The organism is Pseudoalteromonas sp. FUC4 (assembly GCF_008370255.1).
In the GTDB taxonomy this organism is placed as follows: domain Bacteria; phylum Pseudomonadota; class Gammaproteobacteria; order Enterobacterales; family Alteromonadaceae; genus Pseudoalteromonas.
In genome coordinates, this window is sequence record NZ_SEUI01000007.1 from 47,948 (window position 1) to 64,768 (window position 16,821).

Sequence of the window (16,821 nt, forward strand, 5' to 3'; positions counted from 1 at the left end):
TTACTCGCGATGATAAGGATGGTTGTTATTTAAGCTCCAGCCTCGGTAAAGGCTCTCTGCAACAATTATACGCACCAAAGGGTGCGGCAATGTTAAATTAGATAACGACCATTTTTGCTCAGACGCTGCAATACACTCTGGAGCAAGTCCTTCAGGTCCGCCAATAAGTAAACTTACATCGCGGCCATCGAGTTGCCATTTTTCCATATTTTTAGCAAGTTGGTGAGTATCCAGTGCTTTCCCTGTTACCTCTAACGTTACAATACGATTGCCTTTTGGAATAGCCGCTAATGTTTTTTCACCTTCAATGTGTAAAATACGCTTTATATCTGCATTTTTACCACGTTTACCGGCTGGAATTTCGATTAACTCTAGCGCCATATCTTTAGGGAAACGGCGCTGATATTCTGCAAATCCCGTTTCTACCCATGCTGGCATTTTAGTACCAACAGCAATCATTTGTATTTTCACGTATTACTTCCAAGCATTGTCTAAAATGAGTGAGCGTTTAGCCCCACAGTTTTTCTAGATCGTAATAGCTACGTGCTTCGTTTTGCATCACGTGTACAACCACATCACCTAAATCAACCAGTGCCCATTCGCCGTCGCCTTCACCTTCATAACCTAGTGGCTCTGAATCTGCATGACGCGCTTCTTTTGCTAAGTGATCGGCAATTGACTGTACGTGGCGTTTAGAAGTACCAGAACAAATTACCATGTAATCTGTAATATCTGATGTTTCAGTTACGTCAATATGAACGATGTCACGCGCTTTCATATCGTCAATTTTATCCATTGCAAAGGCGAGTAGTTGTTTTGAATCCAAGGTTTTGTCTCAATTTAAAAATTTAATGGCGCGCATTTTAACACGCTAGGAGTTTTTAAGCATCAATTTGATAGAGCTGATGCACTTCTATGTAATGACTCACTGCATCGGGCAATAGTTCATTCTTTTTATTACTTTTTTTTAGCTGCTTGCGAATAGTACTTGAGGCCGCATCGAGCATTTCACCAGGTAAAAAATAAAGTTTACCTGCAAGTGAGTGTTTAAGTGCCGCTACTTCGCCAGCATTTGCGTGTTGCATATAGCTTTTGAGCTCACCTTTTACAGTGCAATGTTGAGCAGGGCGCTGGTAGATCACAATATGGCAAAGCTGTGTTATTGCCTTCCACTCAAACCACTTATCTAGGTTGTTAAATGAGTCCATTCCAATTAAAAATAAAATAGGCGTAGTGGGGTGCTCTTTACGAAGTTCTTGCAAACTAAGTAGCGAATACGATGGACCAGCTCGGTTAAGCTCTCTTAAATCGAGTTCAAAATGAGGATAAGGTGCAATGGCTGCGTTTAGCATATTAATACGGTGCTGAGTACTAATTCCCGGAGCTGCTTTATGCGCAGGCAGTGCACAGGGCATAAAATAAAGCGTATCTAAATTAAACGCATTAACGCATTGCTGCGCCATATTTAGATGGCCTAAATGGACGGGGTCGAAAGTGCCACCAAAAATTGCGATCATTTAACACCCATTATTTATTAATTAACCGCGTGGCACGGCATAGGAATGTTGAGCGGCTGGCAAAATTTAATACAAATATGAGCAAGCGCTTGGTAAGGTGCAATTAAATTACCTTGCTTGTAACTGGCATCAAACAACGCAACATCACTATTTATTTGTTCTAGTGTGTGCATATTTAAACGGTTAATAGCATTTTGAACTGGACCTTGTTGGTTTTTCCAAATTGCTTTTTGTTTAAATAAATTTGCTATAGGTTCGCCATTTAATAAACCAAGTTGCACACTTATAAGTGTATTAAGCTCTTTGGTTATAGCCCACAAAATACTCACCACTTCGGTGTTATCGCTGGCAAGTTTGTTTAGTACTTTTATAGCTTGTTTAGCGTGGCCATTTAATAGTGCATCGCTTAAATCAAAAATATCAAACTTGGCTTGATTTAACAGCCCTTGCATAACTAGTTGCTGAGTAATTAATGCATTGCCGTGTAGTAGCGAGAGCTTTTCAAGCTCTTGAAAACAGGCTAATAAGTTGCCTTCAGTGGCATTTATTAAGCTTACTTTGGCGTCGCTTTGCATATTAAGTGATAAACGTTGGCATTGCTCATCAAGCCATCGTTTTACATGAGAGCCAGTAAGTGGGTAGCAAGGTACAAATACGCCTTGCTTATCAAGGGCTTTAAACCATGCGCCACGTTGTACTTCTTGACTGGCTTTAGCGCCTTTAACAATTAAAATAGTATCGGGATTAACCAGTTCAACTACTTTTTTAAAGGTATTGCTGCCAATAACGCCTGGCTTTTGTTGGTTTAAATCAAGCTCAATAATAGTGCGGGCGCTAAACAGCGACATGCTCTGATACTGGGCTATGATTTCTTGCCAATCGAATCCTTGCATTAAAGTAAACTTAATTACTTCATCAAAACCTTGTTGCTTAGCATAGTCGCGAATTTGTTGCACGCACTGCGCTTCTTGAAAAGGCTCTTCACCAAATACTAAATAAAAGGGCTTTAGCCCTTTATTTAATTCACTCGGTAGTTGATTAGCGTAGCAGCGCATTATAGTTGCGAAAGCTCTCTAACAATACGACGACTGGCTTGCTCACGAATCTCGCTAATGAGTAGCTCAAGCTCTTTTGCTTTTGCTAATGCATGATCAGGATCGTCTTGGTAGTTACGATAAAGCTCAAAACGTTTTTCTATCGCTTTTTCACCAGGGCGTTTAACTACATACGACACGCCATAAGCAAGTTCGTATTCAGCAACCTGACCATTTTGAAACAGCGAAAGTGTTTGGCGTTCAATACTTTCTTTGCGTAAATACAATTGGGCTTTATCTTTAGCTGACGATACTAGCTCTACGTTACTCGCTTTAAGCTCTTTTTTAAGCTCAGTAAATAAAGTCGATTTTTCATCATCGCCTACAAGTGTTAGCTGTTTTAAGTTATCAGGCAAGCTAGAGGCTTTTTTTAAATGAAAGCCACAGCTTGATAACAAAAAACAGACTAGCACTAAGGCTAGTCCATTTTTAATGGCGTTAAATGCAGCCATATTAGTTAGCTACCACGTTAAGTAGTTTGCCTGGTACGTAAATGATTTTACGAATAGTTGCGCCATCCGTAAATTTAGTTACGTTAGATTCTGCAAACGCAAGGGCTTCTACTTGCTCTTGAGTGGCATCAGCAGCCACTGTTAACTTAGCGCGAAGTTTGCCGTTTACTTGTACGATGATTAGTTTTTCATCTTCAACAAGAGCCGACTCGTCAACTTTTGGCCATGCAGCATCTAAAATCTCGCCTTCTTTACCAAGCTCTTTCCAAAGCTCATGCGATAAATGCGGAGTGATAGGTGCAAGCATAATAACTAATGCTTCAAGTGCTTCGTTAGCAATCGCTACATCTTGTTTGTCGCTCAATGGTGCTTTTAATAACTTATTAGAAAGCTCCATAATTGCGGCAATGGCGGTATTAAAGGTTTGACGACGTTCAACGTCATCAGTCACTTTAGCAATTGCTTTGTGTAAGTCGCGACGTAATACTTTTTGCGGGTTAGTGAGCGCTGATTTATCAAGTGCTTGGTAACCTACTGTTTTAACGTCTACTGCGTATTTCCATACACGTTTTAAGAAGCGATGTGCGCCTTCAACACCTGAGTCTGACCATTCAAGCGTTTGCTCTGGTGGTGCTGTAAACATCATAAATAAACGCACTGTATCTGCACCGTATTGGGCAATTACTTGTTGTGGGTCTATACCGTTGTTTTTAGACTTAGACATTTTACTCATGCCTGATGAGAATACCGGCTCACCGTCTTCTTTATGCCATGCTTTAGTTACGCGGCCTTTGTCGTCGGTTTCGGTATTTACATCGCTTGGCGAAATCCATACATCACCGCCTTTTTCATCTTTACGATAAAACGTTTCAGCAAGCACCATACCTTGACAAAGTAAGCGGTCAAACGGCTCGTCTGAATTTACTAAACCAAAGTCACGTAATAATTTATGGAAAAAGCGCGAGTACAATAAGTGTAAAATAGCGTGCTCAATACCACCAATGTATTGGTTTACTGGTAACCAATAGTTAGCAGCCGCTGGATCTAGCATGCCTTCGTCGTAGCGTGGGCTACAGTAGCGTGCGTAGTACCAAGATGATTCCATAAAGGTGTCAAACGTGTCAGTTTCGTGAAACGCAGGTGCGCCATTTACTGTTGTTTTAGCCCATTCTGGGTCAGCTTTAAGTGGTGACGTTACACCGTTCATTACCACATCTTCTGGTAAGCGAACTGGTAGCATATCTTCTGTTGCTGCAAGTTCTTGGCCTTCTTCGTCGCTAAGCATTGGGATTGGAGAACCCCAATAACGCTGACGGCTCACACCCCAGTCACGTAGACGAAAGTTTACTTTACGCTCCCCAACACCGAGTGCTTCAAGCTTGTCGGCAATAGCTTTAAACGCGGCGTCAAAATCAAGACCGTCAAATTCACCTGAATTTACAAGTACGCCTTTGTCGGTAAATGCTTCTTGCTTAAGGTTTACTTCAAGATCAGAGCCTTCAACCGGTGCAATTACTTGTTTTATATCAAGGCCATAAGCCGTTGCAAATTCAAAATCGCGTTGGTCGTGTGCAGGTACCGCCATAACAGCGCCTGAGCCGTAATGCATTAATACAAAGTTAGCGACCCAAATTGGTACTTGCTCGCCCGTTAATGGGTGAGTTGCGTAAAAGCCTGTTGCTATGCCTTTTTTCTCCATTGTTGCCATGTCTGCTTCGGCAACTTTGGTGTTTTTGCATTCTTCAACAAACATTGCAACAGCATCGCTATTTTTAGCGGCTTCTTGTGCAATAGGGTGACCACCAGCAACAGCAACATACGTAACACCCATAAAGGTGTCTGGACGAGTTGTGTATACGCTAAAAGTTTCGTCGTTATCGGTGCGTTTAAATTCAATATCACACCCTTCAGAGCGGCCAATCCAATTACGCTGCATTGTTTTAACTTGCTCTGGCCAGTCTTCTAACTTGTCTAAATCGTCAAGTAGTTCTTGTGCGTAGTCGGTAATTTTAATAAACCACTGTGGAATTTCTTTTTGCTCAACCACAGCGCCTGAACGCCAACCGCGACCATCAATAACTTGCTCGTTAGCGAGTACTGTTTGATCCACTGGATCCCAGTTAACCGTCGACATTTTTTTATACACTAAGCCTTTTTCGTAAAGCTTAGTGAAAAACCACTGCTCCCACTTGTAGTATTCTGGATGACACGTCGCAATTTCGCGATCCCAGTCATAACCAAAACCTAATTGCTTAAGCTGTGTACGCATGTAATCAATATTTTCGTATGTCCACTTAGCTGGTGCTGTTTTGTTTTTAATAGCAGCGTTTTCTGCAGGTAAACCAAACGCATCCCAACCCATAGGTTGCATTACGTTTTTGCCTTGCAGGCGCTGGAAACGAGAAACAACATCACCAATGGTGTAGTTACGTACATGACCCATATGCAGTCGACCACTCGGATAAGGGAACATAGAAAGGCAATAATACTTTTCTTTGCTCTCATCTTCAGTGACTTTAAATACCTGGTTTTCTTCCCAGTAGCTTTGTACTTTTGACTCTATATCTTGCGGGTTATATTGCTCTTGCATCTATGGTTCCAGACTTCTTGCAAACTAATAAAAAATTGCCATTAGGATACCCCAAATAAAGTGCTATTCACAGCGTCAAAAACGCGGTTTTGATAAATTCTAACCTTCAGTTCAGGTTAACCTATACTTATCTAAGTTATAGGGTGATTTAACAGCAATTTTGAAGGAGTAAAAAATGGCAGATTATAAAACATGGCTTGGCGATTTAACCAAATGGCTAAAAGATGTAAAAGATCATGAAGTAAAAGGCGCAGTTACTCGATTTGTTGAATCTGAGCAGGCACTTAAAGATTTAGGGCAAGAAAGATACGCTTTATATAAAAGTTATTTACAGCGCGATATAGAACATGTCCAAGAAAACGAATCGCACTATAATTCGCTTGCATGGCAAGAGCTTAAAGAATCATTATGGTTTGAGCTTTCGCATATAGAAGATAAAACCCAGCTTGAGTGGCAATCTCTTAGTCAAGATTTTAAGCACAATGGTGTGTATCACGCAGGCGAATGGATAGCCATGGGCACATTAGTATGTAAGAATTGCACTCATAGTTACGATGTTTATCACGCGACACAAATTACACCGTGTATTGAATGTGATGGAATCTATTTTAGTCGTAAGGCGCTGCACCCTTAAATATAAGTATTAAGTGGCTGCGGGCCACTTAATACGCCCAAAGGCCAGCGAATATGTTGGTAAAAAAAGAAGTTAGAATGACGAAAAAATTGCTGCCACTATCTGTTTCAAAGCTCGCACCGAGTATTTCTACTAATCACGTACATACGTGTATGAGCAATCCATACCCCGAGCAACTTACATTTATAGGCCAACAACGCGCCCAAAATGCCTTAGATTTCTCTTTAGGGATGGAACTACCTGGTTATAACGTTTATGTAATGGGCGAGGCTGCCCATGGGCGCTTTACGCTTGTTAAAGATAAACTTAAGCAACACGCAAAAGACCGCCCAACTCCAAACGAATGGTTATACGTAAATAATTACGATGACCACAGAGAGCCTATCGCTCTGTTTATGCATGCAGGGCAAAGCAAGCAACTTAGTGACGACATAGATTCATTTTTAGATGAAGTACTCGACACATTTCCTGCTGCATTTGATAACCCAGGATACCAACGCAAAAAAAAATCAATCGACCGTGAATTTAACGATGCCTACGACAGCGCTATTACCGCAGTAGAAATTGCGGCATTTGAGCAAAGTGTTGCATTAGTCGAAGAAAAAAATTCAGTTGGGTTTGCACCGCTTGTAGATGGTAAACAATTAAGCGATAGCGAATTTGGCGAACTTGAAGAAACGTTACGCGAAGAGTTTTTTGAAAAAATTGAAAAGCTAGAAGATGCATTAATAGAAGCGTTAATTGAGCTGCCACGCTGGAAGCGCGAATCAAAAGAAAAACAGCGTAATCTTAAAAAGTCGACTGCAGAGCAAGCCACTAAACCACTTTTAAAAGACTTAGAGCACAAGTACGCGACACACATTGGCGTACTGCGTTATTTAAAAGATATTCGCGTTGAAATTATAGACGCGGTACTTGAATGGCTCGATGACGAAGATGAAAGCGAAGAAAGCAAAGAAGACTTTGATCGTAAAGGCATGCTTACCGACTTTTTTGCACCTAATATTTTAGTTGAGTTTAAAGAGGACGACGCAGCACCGGTTGTGTACGAGCCCAATCCAACATTTGGTAATATATTTGGTAAAATTGAGTATTCCACATCGCAAGGGTCTTTAATTACCAGTTATCGCTCTATTCAGCCGGGCGCATTGCACCGTGCTAATGGCGGTTATTTWATTATGGATGCTGAAAAAGTAATGGCTAACCCTCAAGTGTGGGATGGTTTAAAACTTTCGCTTAAAACGCATCAAATTAAAAACGACTTACCGTATCAAGATAGCTCAGTAGGCAGTAGTTTTACACTTCGCCCGCAGCTTATACCGCTTGATGTGAAAATTATTTTATTAGGTTCGCGCGAACTGTATTACACCATAGGTGAATACGATGAAGAGTTTGCAGAGTTATTTAGAGTATTAGCTGACTTTGATTACTACTTACCAAGTAGCGATAAATTACAGTACCAATTTATAACTAAAGTTACCGAGTACTGCGAGCAAACATTAAAGTGCACTACCACACAAGCAGCTATGGTGCGTTTACTTAAGTTTAGTTACCGCCAAGCAGAGCATCACAATAAGCTTTCTGCGCGCTTTGCTGATGTACTTGAATTAGTTGCAGAGGCAAGTTATTACGCAAAACAAGATAAATTAACTGTTATAGATGCGCATCATATTGATGAAGCCATTGAAGGTAAGCAATACCGTACCGGCCAAATTAGTGAAAACATGCTAAGCGATATAAAAGAAGGTCATACACTTATTGCAACCGAAGGCCAAGCCATTGGTAAAGTAAATGGCTTAACCGTATTACACATTGGCGATACCTCATTTGGTACCCCTGCGCGTATTACGGCAACGGTTTATGCTGGCGCCGATGGCGTAATAGATGTTGAACGTGAAGCCGAGCTGGGTAAAGCAATTCACTCAAAGGGTGTAATGCTACTTACCGGTTATTTAGGTAATAAATACGCACAGCACTTTAGCTTAACGCTTAGCGCTAATATCGCTATTGAGCAAAGCTACGGTTATATAGATGGCGATAGTGCATCTTTGGCTGAGTTGTGTGCGCTTATTTCGTCTATTACAAGCCTACCTATTAGCCAATCAATTGCGCTTACGGGCTCTATTAACCAACATGGTGATGTACAGGCAATTGGTGGCGTAAACGAAAAAATAGAAGGCTTCTTTAAACTGTGTAAAATGCGTGGTTTAACAGGTTCGCAAGGCGTTATCATCCCTAAATCAAACCAAGTTAACTTAGTGCTTGATGACGAAATACTTAATGCAGTTGAGGCGGGTAAATTTAATATTTACGCAGTTGAAACCGTAGACCAAGCGCTTAACCTGTTAATGGATATAGAAGCTGGCGATATTATTGATGACCAGTATCCAGAAAACTCAGTAAACGGAATTGCGCTTGCTCGCCTTAAAGAAATTGCCGACATAGTAAATGGCGATAACGATGACGAAAAAGACGAAGAACTAGATAACGAAAAAGGTTAATAATGATCAATATAATTTTGGCGGTGGTTATCGCCATTTTTTGTTTTTTAATATTTCAAAATAGTAAAAAAGCAAAACAACAAGCAGGCATAAATGCACAAATAGGGGCAGATTACTTAGCCGCTAACGCAAAAGTAGAAGGTGTAGTAGAAACAGCTTCTGGCTTGCAGTACAAAATTGTACACAAAGGTGAGAGTGAAAACACACCCAACCCAACAAGTATGGTTAACGTGCATTACCACGGCACACTAATCGACGGCACGGTGTTTGACAGTTCAGTAGAGCGTAAAACACCTATTAGCTTTGGTTTACACCAAGTTATTAAAGGCTGGACTGAAGGCTTACAACTGATGAGCCCAGGCGATAAATACACCTTTTATGTGCCGCACCAATTAGCGTACGGTGAAAAACGTGTAGGGAGTATTCCTCCTGCTTCAGTACTTATTTTTGAAGTAGAGTTACTGGCTATTGAGTCGTAATTTTATTTGAAGTAATAAACTACTAAGGCCCTACTTTAATAAAGTGGGGCTTTTTGCTTTTAGCTAACAATAAAATTTACTCAAGGATTTTAATACGAGGTCGATATCCATAATAGTTAAAAAGCTATTTTAGGGACAAAATAATGAAGATTTCGGCGGCTCCTATTTCATACCAAGTACACAGCTCAAATGCTCAAAATTTAGCGCAATCAGATAAACTACCTGTTGAAAAAGCGAGTGGTGAAAAGAATGAGGAAGAGGGAGAAGAAGAGCCAAAATATGTGTTATCTAAGTTTTTAGATACCAAGGCGCAAGAATATAGTGAAGATAACGCTACGTTTGGCAATCAATATAAAAACCTAGAAAAAGTATACAAGCACTTCACCGGGCGAATTATTGCACTGCAAGAACAAATTAACAAACTTAAACAAAGCCCAGCACAGCGAAGTTTAACCATCGATAGCAGCGCCAATGAGCTAAATAAAAGTGATGCAAATTCAGTTTTAGATGCTGACCACCTAGGTGCAAAACAATATAGAAACACGCAACAGCAAGATCAAATAGATATGTTAGAGCTGCAATTAGGGGAGTTAAAATCAGAGCAAGCGGCAATAAAGCAACAAATGGTTGAACTGGTTATTAGTGAACTAAAGAGGCGGGGCGACGACTATACTATTTAGCGCCACCAAAAAGCTGGTGGGTTAGCTTTTAAACTCAATTTTACTCACTTCAAGTTTAAATTGACCTTCTTGCTTGCCTGCAATCATAAAGCCTAGCTGTTTTATATCATCAAAATCAATAATCGGTTGTTGCTCAAGCACGCGGCCGCGATACGTTAAAGTAAAATCACTCGGAGCAAAGTTTATATCTACCCATTCATTTTTTACTGTTTTAAATGAGTGAGTGTACGCTGCGCCATCAAGGTAATTAGTTGTTCTGAGCCTGAGCTGATAGGTTTGTCCGTCGCCTTTAACACGCAGCGCTATAACTTTAGTATTTTGGCTTTGTGTGTCAATTTCAGTACGTATTGATGMAAAACCGCCGTTATTATCAAGCGAAACATTGCCTGTAAACAGCAAACTTTCTTGAGTTTGTGTGAATTGGCTATTAGATACACCGCCCATTACGGAATCGTTAACTACATACCAGCGCTGGTTTGCATTAGCTTGTGCACTTACTACTAATAAATTAAATACAAAAAGTGATGATAGTTGTTTGGTGATCATGGCTTACTCCTAAGTACTTTAAGCTTATCAATACGGATAAACATATTATTTGTTCACTTATTTAAAGCTAATTATTTTTACGGCTCCATTTTTTCATGATTTTTTCAAACATAATTTCTTTATCCGTTTTATCCTCAGGACAGGGTTTACCGCTACCTTGAGGCATGCCATTACTACCAAATACGGTCGAGGTATCAATTAAATAGCATTTACCGTTAAATTTTTCTAATCGCCGTGTGCCTGTTGTATTTTGGCTAATAACTTCTGAATTATCCGATTTTATTGGCGTTTTAATAATGAGCTTATTGTTTATCTCATCATTTGTAGAGCCTTTACCTTCACCAAAGGAGACGATTCTTTTATGAGCCATATTATTTACAGGAGAGCCAAATAGCGGCGCGTATGGATTTAGCTTTTTAAATGTTTGAGAGGCTTTTGTTGTAGGCTCTGAAGGCGCAGCTAACTCGGGGTCAACAGATTTTACGGGCTCTTTTTTAAGCTCTGTTTGTGCCTTTGGTAACGTGGTGGTTTTGGCTTGCGTTTTTTTAGCCACCTTTACTTTGGCTTTTGTAGAATCTTTTTTTATAGGTGTAGTGTTAGAGGTCACTGCATTTGGTGCATCAGTTTTAGTATTTACAGGTTCTATATCAGGCGCATTGGTTGTTGTAACAACTGAGCTTGGCTTAGGTAGGCTTGCTAAATTAACCGTGACATAGGCCTGTATTATTGTGCTTTTTTCCTCCTTTGGCGGCGCAACTTCAATTGATTGCGAAAACAAAAAGTACAACACAATAGCGTGTATACACAACGAGATAACCCACGGCCATGCATTCCCTTTATTCACACCAAACCCTCAACTTAATAGTGCTGTTAAGAGTAATTAAATTTCATTTAGTTCATTAACAGTTAAGCGTTGTCGTTGTTTTGTTTGCTTTAGGTTTACCTTGAGCAAAAAATAAAAAACGCGTAAGTTAACCGGGTTACCTATTTTAATAACAAGAAAATAAATGAAAGCCACAGAAATAGAACAATTAGAATTATCAAATTCTGAAACCCGAGAAGTTATTACACCCTACGCTTTTAAAATTGACAGCGCTTTACTGGGCTTACCTTTAGCTACACCTATTCAGCGTGCACTAGCTATTATTATTGATGTTGCGCTGATATTTTTAGCGGCCAAGCTTAGCGCGGCTCTAATAGCATTTGTTGCGGCAATGGCCTTTTATAAAGGCACGGCGCAGCAATACCTTCCAAAAATGTCGAATGTGTGGCGAAGAATCTTAAAAATAACGGCAGCAAGTATTTTATTTGTAAGCGCACTTACTGTGCTTTCAATTGGTATAGATTACCTAGAAGACGATAAGGCTGATCAAGGTTTAGCTGTTCAGGGCGTAAAAATACAAGATGAAATACAGCTTACCGCCGCAGAAAAACAACGGGTAAATACTTATTTAGCGCAAACAGCCGATGACAGCTGTGAGCAACCTTGCCAACAAAACGCGCTTGATAATTTAATAGGGGAAGTCCCCAAATTAGCAGAAATGGACGACCTACAAAGCCCACAACTTGCTATCGTACTTTTACAACTATTAGTGCTCAGTGAAAATAACGAAATAAAGCCTGCACAGTTAATAGAAGAAAAACCAGCACAAACAACTAGTATTTTGCAGTGGAGCAAAGGCATTATTCAAGACTTGGGCTTAGGTTTTGGCTGGGCTGCTGTTTACTTTACGTTGTTCTCGTTACTTTGGCGCGGCCAAACACCGGGTAAAAAGGTTTGTAATATCCGTGTTGTCGCCCTAAGCGGTGAGCCATTAGGTTTATTAGATTGTTTTGGTCGCTACGGCGGCTACGGTGCCGGCTTTGCTACGGGGTTATTAGGGTTTTTACAGATATATTGGGATCCAAACAGGCAAGCCATTCAAGATAAAATATCAGCCACTGTGGTTATTAAAGGCAACTTGAATCAAGTTGTAAATGTTGAAACGGTAGAAGAGCAGGTTCAGTGTTAGATTAAAATGCAAATAATTTAAAAACTTTTTAGTTTGAACTTATCAATAATGCTATTTTTAGTGTATTATTTTGTTGGTTTCGACCCAAAATGTCTGAAGTTGTTACCGCTTTAGATTAGGAACTCAGGGTAAGATACGCCTATGTCAACTGTATCAGATTGCTTGAAATTATCTGATTACTTTCTCAAAGTGCGCAAAGTGATTGGGTTGAAGCCGCTATAACCACATGGATGTTAATTGATAAATATGTTGAATAATTTCTTATTTCACTTAAATTTATTTGAGCCAAAAAAGATCATCAGTGGCTCAGGATATACATGGAAGAACCCGATACTTTCCCCTCATTTAACTCGTGAACTTAATTTCTCACAACAAAAATTTCTAGGTTTGCAAACAGATAATGATGTAGCCAATATTTTAGAGCTTCCTGTAGGCCAGCTTTTATATATTTTATATTCTCAAAATCAAAACTATAAAAGCTTTAGTGTAAAAAAGAAATCAGGGGAGGATCGAGCTATTGAAAGCCCTTGTAGCTCTGTTAAAATTTTACAAGATAAAGTTAAACCTTTAATTGAAGCTCACTATAGAGTTAAGAAACCAGTACATGGTTTCGTGGGGAATGGGAAAGGTATTATTTCCAATGCAGAACAACATAAAAAAAAGGCGTTTGTATTAAACATTGACTTAAAAGATTTCTTTCATTCAGTTAATTTTGGGCGGGTGCAAGGAATATTTAAAAGTGTACCATTTAATATGGGCGTACCAGCTGCAACAGTTCTTGCCCAAATTTGTACTTACAAAGGAAGACTGCCCCAAGGTGCCTCTACATCACCAGTTCTTTCTAATTTAGCATCTACTAGTTTAGACCGGAAGCTAACAAAAATAGCTAAAAAGTTTCATTTAGTCTACACGAGATACGCTGATGATATTACTTTTTCAAGTAATAAGCCCTTTTCACAAGCTATTATTGAAAAATCTAAATTAGGTGATGAGCAATATATTTATAAGGTCGGGAATGTTCTAGAAGCGGCTGTTATTAGCTCTGGTTTTTCGATTAACCATAAGAAAACTAGGTTGCAGCATAAATCGCAAAGACAGGAGGTGACTGGGTTAGTTGTAAATAAGGGTGTTAATATAAACCGTAAATTCATTCGTAAAACTAGAGCAATGATAAATGAATGGGGGAAAAACTTAATTGAAGCTGAAAAACGCTTTATCAAAGTACGATATCATGCAGAAAAATCTGAAATTGATATGAGTAAGCTAGATGGGTCTATATATAAAAGAGCTGTCTATGGCAACTTAAGCTTTATAAGAATGGTTAGAGGTGAGGATCATTCCCCATACTTAACATTATGTAAAAAGGTTTTGGAACTAGATAACAACCCACTTGCATTTATCAATAAATTAAAAGGTATATTCGAAATGTATGATGTTTTTATTTGCCATGCGAGTGAAGATAAAGAAAGTGTGGCTTTGCCTCTATATGAGTCTCTTAAAAAGCGTAATATAAATGCATTTATAGATTGTTTCGCGATAAATTGGGGGGACTCTCTTGTAGCAAAAATTAATACAGCGCTTCAAAAATCTAAATATGTTATTGCAATAATATCAGAGGATTCAGTAAAAAAATCTTGGCCTATGAAAGAGCTCAATGCTGTTTTATCAGCAGAGATAGGGGCTGATAATACAAAGCTATTACCTCTCATGGTTGGAGATGGAGACGCTTTAGTTAGTCAACTACCTCTTTTGGCAGATAAACTCTTTGTCGGATATAAAGATAATATCGAAGAAATCTCAGATAAGATTGAGTCTTTATTAACGGTAAAATAAATTTACAGTGATTCTAGTAAGAATAAACGCTTTGGAATCACTGTAAGATAAAAGTTTATTTTCTAAATCTCACCCCAAACCCAACAACACCCATCAAAAACACAAATCCCCACACAAACATATTGCCGTATTGGCTGTACACGCTGTCGCCTTTTATAAGCTTAATGTTGGCTTTCAATATGGTAGCTTCAAACTGAGGCATGGTTTGTTGTGTGTGGCTTATAGGGTCATATACGGCGCTTACACCATTGTTGGTAACACGTACTAGAGGGCGTTGTAGCTCGAGCGCGCGCATACGGGCTATTTGCATATGTTGCAAAGGCCCAATGGAGTCGCCAAACCAGGCATCGTTACTTACCGTAAAAAGTAAGTCAGAGTCGCTTTTGTAATTACCGCGGACTAAGTCGGAAAAAACAATCTCGTAGCAAATAGCAGGGAGTAAGTTATAGCCATTGGCACGCAAGTTGTTTTGCACTTTGTCGCCACGGGTAAACGATGACATAGGTAAATCGAATAACGGAGCAATAGGGCGCAAAAAGTCTTGAAACGGCACAAATTCGCCAATAGGTAATAGTTGGTGTTTTTGATAGCGGTTTTTATCAAGGTAATGATAATGCCCATGCTCGTCGCCGCGTTCTTTATTACCGACCACAATAAGCGTGTTGAATATATTTTTGGTGTCGCGTTGGTAGTCAACAATACCGGTTACAAGGGCGGTGTTATTAAACGAGGCTGCACTGTCTAAATTGGCTAGGTAGGAATCAGCAAGCATTTCTATTTCAGGCACGGCGGCTTCTGGCCATACTATTAAGTCGGCATCCCAATGTGGGCGCGTCATGTCTTGATATTTGCTCATTGTGGTCCAAAACTCACTTGGCTCAAAGCGCAGGTGCTGCTGTATGTTGCCTTGTACGAGCAATACTGACATGTTTTTATCTGAGTAATGTACGGTGCCAGTGCTTTGCGCACCTGTAAAAATAAGCGCAACAGCTGTAGCAGTAACCGCTGGGGTTTTAAAATCTTTTTGGGTTAAGCGATAAAGTGCAAAACCAATTGCGATACACACGAGGGTTAGGCCAAACTCGCCAATATAAGAGGCAAGCAGCCTGAGTGGTCCGTCGGTTTGTGTATAGCCAAAACTTAGCCACGGGAAACCGGTAAGTACGGTGCCACGTAAATATTCACTAATTGCAAAGCAGGCAATTAGTAATGCGCCAAAGCTTTTAGGGCCACTGGCAAAGCGTGTAGTTGCCCAAAAGGCAAGGGCGGGGAATAATGCTAAGTATGAGCACAAAAAAGCCATTAACGAGAGCGACGCTATAAGCGGCATACCGCCAAAGGTGGCAATAGAAACATGTACCCAGCTTATGCCCGCACCAAACCAGCCTAGGCCAAATATAAAGCCATATTTAGCGGCGGTTTTTGCGTGTGCTTTACCGGTATTATTAGGATTAACGCAAAAAATTATGGTACCAAGGCTAAAAAATACAATGGGCCAAATTTCAAAGGGGGCGTAGCCAAAAGTTAAAACAAGGCCCGCAATAAGTGCGAGCCATGCTTTTTTATCTTTTGCTAACAGGGTGAGTTTAGTTAGCAGAGTCTTCACTGTCGTTTTCATCAACCTTAGGTACGGTGACTTGCAGTTGTAAGATACGACGATTGTCAGAGTTGGTTACCTTAAACTGATAACCTTCTATGTCTATTGTTTCACCGCGACTTGGCATATGGCCAAATGCATGTAATACAGTGCCGCCAATGGTGTCGGCTTCGTCGGTGCTGTAACCTGTTTTAAAGTACTCGTTAAAGTCATCTACAGGGGTAAGCGCTTGTACTACGTATACGTGCTTAGCAAGCTGTCGAATATCTTGTTGATCTTCTTCTTCGTCATGCTCATCTTCGATTTCGCCAACGATTATTTCAAGAATGTCTTCGATTGTCACAAGGCCCGATACACCGCCGTATTCGTCAATAACAATAGCCATGTGGTAGCGTTGCTGACGAAATTCGTTTAGTAGGGTATCTACGCGTTTGCTTTCAGGTACTACCATTGCTGGGCGTAAGTAATCGCGTATTGATGGTAAATGCTCGTCTTTATTTAAGATCAGTGGCAGTAAATCTTTTGCGAGTAATATCCCTTCTACATGATCTTTATCTTCAATCACCACAGGAAAGCGTGAGTGAGTTGAGTCAACCATCATTGGAATTAGCTCTTCAAGCGGGCTGTCGATCTCAAGGGTGATCATTTGTGAGCGCGGGACCATTATGTCTCGCACTTTAAGCTCAGACACGCCAAGCACACCTTCTATCATCTCTTTTGTTTCAGGATCGATTACGTCTCGTTCTTGCGCATCGGCAATAACTTCGACCAGCTCATCTCTATTCTGGGGTTCCCCTTGCAACATTTGGGCTATTCTGCCCAACCACGTTTTGCCAGAAGAACCCTGGCTAGATTGCGAGTTACCGTCGCTCATTGCGTCTAATTG

16 protein-coding genes are annotated in these 16,821 nt (G+C 40.1%); 6 read left to right on the forward strand and 10 right to left on the reverse strand.

The genetic code is table 11. The annotated features are described in order from the left end of the window. From rlmH to leuS, 6 genes are read right to left on the reverse strand one after another with little or no spacing between them, the layout of a single operon-like run. A complete protein-coding gene (gene rlmH / locus EU510_RS17585) occupies window positions 1–471 on the reverse strand; it encodes a 23S rRNA (pseudouridine(1915)-N(3))-methyltransferase RlmH (protein WP_002958522.1) in 471 nt (156 codons plus the stop codon). Window positions 472–508: 37 nt separating this feature from the next. Further along, the gene (rsfS, locus tag EU510_RS17590; protein WP_002958523.1) at window positions 509–826 is read right to left on the reverse strand and encodes a ribosome silencing factor; all 318 of its coding nucleotides are present in this window, start codon (window positions 824–826) and stop codon (window positions 509–511) included. A gap of 55 nt (window positions 827–881) precedes the next feature. Beyond that, window positions 882–1,517: a nicotinate-nucleotide adenylyltransferase gene (gene nadD, locus EU510_RS17595; RefSeq protein ID WP_149594546.1), complete on the reverse strand. Its 636-nt coding sequence runs from the start codon at window positions 1,515–1,517 to the stop codon at window positions 882–884. A 17-nt stretch (window positions 1,518–1,534) separates the two neighbouring features. Then, a complete protein-coding gene (gene holA / locus EU510_RS17600) occupies window positions 1,535–2,572 on the reverse strand; it encodes a DNA polymerase III subunit delta (RefSeq protein ID WP_149594547.1) in 1,038 nt (345 codons plus the stop codon). Beyond that, window positions 2,572–3,063 (reverse strand): LPS assembly lipoprotein LptE, encoded by a 492-nt coding sequence (gene lptE, locus EU510_RS17605; RefSeq protein WP_010554703.1) that lies wholly within the window; start codon window positions 3,061–3,063, stop codon window positions 2,572–2,574. Before lptE ends, holA begins: the two co-directional genes overlap by 1 nt. A 1-nt stretch (window position 3,064) precedes the next feature. Beyond that, entirely contained in the window at window positions 3,065–5,653 is a 2,589-nt protein-coding gene (gene leuS, locus EU510_RS17610; protein WP_149594548.1) for a leucine--tRNA ligase, read from the reverse strand. Window positions 5,654–5,828: 175 nt separating this feature from the next. On the opposite strand from leuS, the gene EU510_RS17615 reads away from it, so the two are divergent. The 4 genes from EU510_RS17615 (at window position 5,829) to EU510_RS17630 (ending at window position 9,947) form a co-directional block, all read left to right on the forward strand. Further along, a complete protein-coding gene (locus EU510_RS17615; protein WP_149594549.1) occupies window positions 5,829–6,287 on the forward strand; it encodes a zinc ribbon-containing protein in 459 nt (152 codons plus the stop codon). Between the two features lie 77 nt (window positions 6,288–6,364). Then, a complete protein-coding gene (locus tag EU510_RS17620) occupies window positions 6,365–8,788 on the forward strand; it encodes a Lon protease family protein (RefSeq protein ID WP_262501248.1) in 2,424 nt (807 codons plus the stop codon). 2 nt (window positions 8,789–8,790) lie between these two features. Then, window positions 8,791–9,267 carry an FKBP-type peptidyl-prolyl cis-trans isomerase gene (locus tag EU510_RS17625; RefSeq protein ID WP_149594551.1) on the forward strand — a complete coding sequence of 159 codons (477 nt, stop codon included), beginning with the start codon at window positions 8,791–8,793 and terminating at the stop codon, window positions 9,265–9,267. 143 nt (window positions 9,268–9,410) lie between these two features. Further along, window positions 9,411–9,947, forward strand: coding sequence for a hypothetical protein (locus EU510_RS17630; protein WP_149594552.1), 537 nt, complete (start codon window positions 9,411–9,413; stop codon window positions 9,945–9,947). A 21-nt stretch (window positions 9,948–9,968) separates the two neighbouring features. Here EU510_RS17630 and EU510_RS17635 read toward each other — a convergent pair whose 3' ends face one another. Together EU510_RS17635 and EU510_RS17640 are read right to left on the reverse strand one after the other, a co-directional pair. Next, window positions 9,969–10,493, reverse strand: a complete 525-nt coding sequence (locus tag EU510_RS17635) for a CIA30 family protein (protein WP_149594553.1) — start codon at window positions 10,491–10,493, stop codon at window positions 9,969–9,971. 67 nt (window positions 10,494–10,560) lie between these two features. Then, window positions 10,561–11,337: a hypothetical protein gene (locus tag EU510_RS17640; RefSeq protein ID WP_149594554.1), complete on the reverse strand. Its 777-nt coding sequence runs from the start codon at window positions 11,335–11,337 to the stop codon at window positions 10,561–10,563. Between the two features lie 163 nt (window positions 11,338–11,500). On the opposite strand from EU510_RS17640, the gene EU510_RS17645 reads away from it, so the two are divergent. Beyond that, window positions 11,501–12,505, forward strand: a complete 1,005-nt coding sequence (locus EU510_RS17645; protein ID WP_149594555.1) for an RDD family protein — start codon at window positions 11,501–11,503, stop codon at window positions 12,503–12,505. A 246-nt stretch (window positions 12,506–12,751) separates the two neighbouring features. Continuing rightward, window positions 12,752–14,338 (forward strand): TIR domain-containing anti-phage reverse transcriptase, encoded by a 1,587-nt coding sequence (locus EU510_RS17650; protein ID WP_262501249.1) that lies wholly within the window; start codon window positions 12,752–12,754, stop codon window positions 14,336–14,338. A 55-nt stretch (window positions 14,339–14,393) separates the two neighbouring features. On the opposite strand, the gene lnt is transcribed toward EU510_RS17650, so the two are convergent. After that, window positions 14,394–15,944, reverse strand: a complete 1,551-nt coding sequence (gene lnt, locus EU510_RS17655; protein ID WP_188085437.1) for an apolipoprotein N-acyltransferase — start codon at window positions 15,942–15,944, stop codon at window positions 14,394–14,396. After that, entirely contained in the window at window positions 15,925–16,809 is an 885-nt protein-coding gene (corC, locus tag EU510_RS17660; protein WP_149594558.1) for a CNNM family magnesium/cobalt transport protein CorC, read from the reverse strand. The genes lnt and corC overlap by 20 nt, the downstream gene beginning before the upstream one ends. Window positions 16,810–16,821: the final 12 nt, after the last annotated feature.

Excerpts from the sequence above, each read along its gene's own strand:
- nadD (WP_149594546.1), bottom strand. The coding sequence starts at position 1,517 with ATGATCGCAATTTTTGGTGGCACTTTCGACCCCGTCCATTTAGGCCAT.
- holA (WP_149594547.1), bottom strand. The coding sequence starts at position 2,572 with ATGCGCTGCTACGCTAATCAACTACCGAGTGAATTAAATAAAGGGCTA.
- lptE (WP_010554703.1), bottom strand. The coding sequence starts at position 3,063 with ATGGCTGCATTTAACGCCATTAAAAATGGACTAGCCTTAGTGCTAGTC.
- leuS (WP_149594548.1), bottom strand. The coding sequence starts at position 5,653 with ATGCAAGAGCAATATAACCCGCAAGATATAGAGTCAAAAGTACAAAGC.
- EU510_RS17615 (WP_149594549.1), top strand. The coding sequence starts at position 5,829 with ATGGCAGATTATAAAACATGGCTTGGCGATTTAACCAAATGGCTAAAA.
- EU510_RS17625 (WP_149594551.1), top strand. The coding sequence starts at position 8,791 with ATGATCAATATAATTTTGGCGGTGGTTATCGCCATTTTTTGTTTTTTA.
- EU510_RS17630 (WP_149594552.1), top strand. The coding sequence starts at position 9,411 with ATGAAGATTTCGGCGGCTCCTATTTCATACCAAGTACACAGCTCAAAT.
- EU510_RS17645 (WP_149594555.1), top strand. The coding sequence starts at position 11,501 with ATGAAAGCCACAGAAATAGAACAATTAGAATTATCAAATTCTGAAACC.
- EU510_RS17650 (WP_262501249.1), top strand. The coding sequence starts at position 12,752 with ATGTTGAATAATTTCTTATTTCACTTAAATTTATTTGAGCCAAAAAAG.
- corC (WP_149594558.1), bottom strand. The coding sequence starts at position 16,809 with ATGAGCGACGGTAACTCGCAATCTAGCCAGGGTTCTTCTGGCAAAACG.